The sequence below is a fragment of the Mitsuaria sp. TWR114 genome, from assembly GCF_007997345.1.
The window spans coordinates 1-3507 of the sequence record NZ_VOSR01000681.1; the positions used below are offsets into that span (position 1 = coordinate 1).

Genomic DNA, 3507 nt, shown 5'->3' on the forward strand with positions numbered 1-3507 from the left:
GCGCCGCCGCCACGAGCGCGCGATCGGCGGACCCGCCGACGCGGCTCAGCCGGTAGACCGCCACGCCCAGCGCGAACCAGGCGATGTAGGGCAGCAGCAGCCAGCGCTGCCCGATCCACGGCAGGTCCACGCCCCACGCGAGCAGCGCCGCGGCATAGACCAGCCGCAGCGCCAGGCAGGCGAAGAGGAAGTTCCGCAGCCCGACGCCACCACCAAGCCGGAAGCTGGCCAGCGCCCAGCAGTAGAAGAGCAGCTCCACCTCCAGCGTCCAGTACACGTTGTCCACGTGCGGCACGCCGAAGAAGCCCTGCACCATCGTCAGGTTGGCCAGCAGCACCTCCCAGCCCACGGTCATGCCGGGCAGGCCCAGCAGGTGCGTCAGCGCGAAGCTCAGCAGCAGCGCGCCCCAGTAGGCCGGATAGAGCCGGCTGAAGCGCGACACGACGAAGTCCATCGGCCGCGCGGTGCGCTCCAGCGTCATGAAGATGACGAAGCCGCTGATCATGAAGAACAGGTTCACGCCCAGGTGCCCGAACGGGACGGCGATGCGCAGCGGCTGCGCATGGCCGAAGAGCTGGTCGTAGCGGGTCGTGTAATGGAACAGCACCACCGCCAGCGCCGCGATGCCGCGCAGGGCGTCGACTTGCGCCAGGCGGGGCGCGGTGTTCACACCAGGACCTCCGCCGCGCACGGGTGGCTCAAGAAGCCTTGCGGGCTGGCGGTGATGCCGTAGGCGCCGGACTGGAACACGACCACCAGGTCGCCGGGCTCCGCCCGCGCCAGGCTCATGCGCTCGCCCAGCAGGTCCAGCGGCGTGCACAGCGGGCCGACCACGGACACGCCGGCCTCGGGCTCGGCGCCGATCCGGTTGCCGATCGCCACCGGATAGTTCTTGCGGATGACCTGGCCGAAGTTGCCCGAGGCCGCCAGGTGGTGATGCAGGCCGCCGTCGGTGACCAGGAAGACCTGGCCACGCGACACCTTGCGGTCCACGACGCGGCACACATAGACGCCGGCCTCGCCGACCAGGTAGCGGCCGAGTTCGACCACCAGCTTCGCCTGCGGCAGCTCGACGACGGCGCGCTCGATCAGGGCCGCGAGGTTGGCGGCGATCGGACCCAGGTCCAGCCGCTGCTCGCCGGGGAAATACGGAATGCCGAAGCCACCGCCCAGGTTCAGCACCTTCACCGGCGCGGGCGCGTGCCGCGCCAGTCGCAGCGCGAGCTCGAAGCTCTTGAGCTGGGCCTCGACGATGGCCTCGGGCTTCAGGTTCTGGGAGCCGGCGAACAGGTGAAAGCCCTCGAAGCCCAGGCCCGCCTCGCCGATGCGGGCCAGCAGCTCGGGCACCTGCTCGGCATCGACGCCGAACTGCTTGGGGCCGCCGCCCATCTTCATGCCGGAGGACTTGAGCTCGAAGTCCGGATTGACGCGCACCGCCACCCGCGCGGCGTAGCCGGTCTCCGCGCACAGCGCGCGCAGCAGCTCGACCTCGCGGAAGGATTCGAGGTTGATCAGGATGCCGGCGGCCAGCGCCTGGCGCAGCTCCAGCGCGCTCTTGCCGGGGCCGGCGAAGCTGATCTCGCGCGGGTCGGCGCCGGCGTCCAGCGCGACCTGCAGCTCGCCGGCGGAGGCGACGTCGATGCCGTCGACCAGGCCCGCCAGATGCGCCACCAGCGCCGGCATCGGGTTGGCCTTCATCGCGAAGTGCAGCTCCAGCTTCGGCGGCATCGCGGCGCGCAGGGCCTCGACGCGGCGCGTCAGCAGCGCGCGGTCGTAGGCATAGAACGGCGTGCGCGATGCGGTCCGCGAGCCGCGTCAGCGGCTGGCCGCCGACCAGCAGCACGCCGTCGCGGGACTCGAACTGGTCCATAGCCGCGTGCCGCGCGCGGCCTTGGCGGACGCCACGGGGGCGAGGGATTGGGGCTGGTCGTCGATGCTCACGGTGCGGGGGGCCGGCGCGGGTCGCGCGGCGCTGTCATTGGGCTTCCTGCCGGGCCACCCAGTCGGTGCTCAGCAGCTTGCGGTCGATCTTCCCGTTCGGGTTGCGGGGCAGCGGCCCGGCCTGCGACTCGATGCCGGACGGGATCATGTAGGCCGGCATGCGCGCCTTGCAGGCCGCCAGCAGCGCGGTCGCGTCGAGCGTCTCGCCGCCGGCCGGCGGCGTCGCGATCACCTGGATCGCCTGCCCCAGCGTCGGATGGTCGACGCCGAAGGCGACGCACTCCCCCACCAGCTGGGTCGCGTACAGGATCTCCTCGACCTCGGTCGGGCTGACCCGGTAGCCGGAGGTCTTGATCATCTCGTCGCGCCGGCCGATGAAGTACAGGAAACCCTCGGCGTCCTGGCGCACGTTGTCGCCGGAGAAGACCGCGAACTCGGGCAGCTGCAGGCCGGCCTCGCGGCCGCCGACGCCCGGCGGCAGCAGCTTGTAGCGCTCGGCCGTCTTCTCGGCATCGTTCCAGTAGCCCAGGCCGACCAGCGCGCCGCGATGCACCAGCTCGCCGGGCTCATCGGGCGCGCAGGGCGTGCCGTCCTCGCGCAGCACCAGGATCTCGGCATTGGGGATGGCCTTGCCGATCGAATCGGGCCGGCGGTCCACCTCCTCCGGCGGCAGGTAGGTCGAGCGGAAGGCCTCGGTCAGGCCGTACATCAGGAAGGGGCGCGCCGACGGCACCCGCTGGCGCAGCAGGCCCAGCGTCTCGCGCGGCATGCGGCCGCCGGTGTTGGCGAAGTAGCGCAGCTGCTGGTCGATCGCCGCCGGCCACTCGAGCTGCGCCAGCTGGATGTACAGCGGCGGCACGGCCGTCAGGCCGGTGATCCGGTCGCGTTCGAGCGCCTTGAGCACGTCGCGCGGCATCAGGTAGTTCAGCAGCGACACCGACGCGCCGGCGTGGAAGGCCGTGGTCAGCTGGCTGAAGCCGGCGTCGAAGGACAGCGGCAGCGCGGCCAGCAGGCGGTCCGACGGGCGGTTCTCCAGGTAGCTGGCGACGCTCTTCGCGCCGGCGACCATGTTGCGATGCGACAGCACCACGCCCTTGGGCCGGCCGGTGGAGCCGGAGGTGTAGAGGATGGCCACCATGTCGGTGTCGATGACGCGGTGCGCGGCGCGGGCCGGCGCGTCCAGCAGCTCGCTGTAGCGGACCCAGCCCTGCGGCTCGGCGCCGGGCGCGGGGTCGACCAGCACGACATGGCGCACCGACGGGCATTGCGCCAGCACCGGCTGCAGCGCCGCGTAACGGTCGCGCGAGGTGATCAGCACGCGGACCTCGCAGTCGCGCACGATGAAGCCGACCTGCTCGGGCTTGAGGATGGGATTGACCGGGACGAACACGCCGCCGGCCGCCGGCGCCGCGAAGCTGGCGACCACGGTCTCCAGCCGCTTGTCCAGATAGATGCCGACGCGCTCGGCCCGTTCCAGGCCCAGCGACAGCAGGCCGCTGGCCAGCGCCCGGACCTGCGCCGCGAGCTCGCCATAGTTCAGCGCGCGGCCGCCGTCGCGCAGCGCCG

At 72.1% G+C, this 3507-nt stretch carries 2 protein-coding genes and 1 pseudogene; all 3 read right to left on the reverse strand.

The window, feature by feature from the left end; translation table 11 throughout:
* Positions 1–670 (reverse strand): acyltransferase (locus FUT87_RS22210; RefSeq protein WP_186830700.1); only part of this gene is annotated, 670 nt, incomplete at its 3' end.
* Positions 667–1870 (reverse strand): annotated as a pseudogene (locus tag FUT87_RS22215) (pyridoxal-dependent decarboxylase, exosortase A system-associated). The pseudogene FUT87_RS22215 and the gene FUT87_RS22210, both read right to left, overlap by 4 nt.
* Before the next feature lie 105 nt (positions 1871–1975).
* A partial coding sequence (locus tag FUT87_RS22220) for an acyl-CoA ligase (AMP-forming), exosortase A system-associated (RefSeq protein WP_147242421.1) occupies positions 1976–3507 on the reverse strand: 1532 nt, incomplete at its 5' end.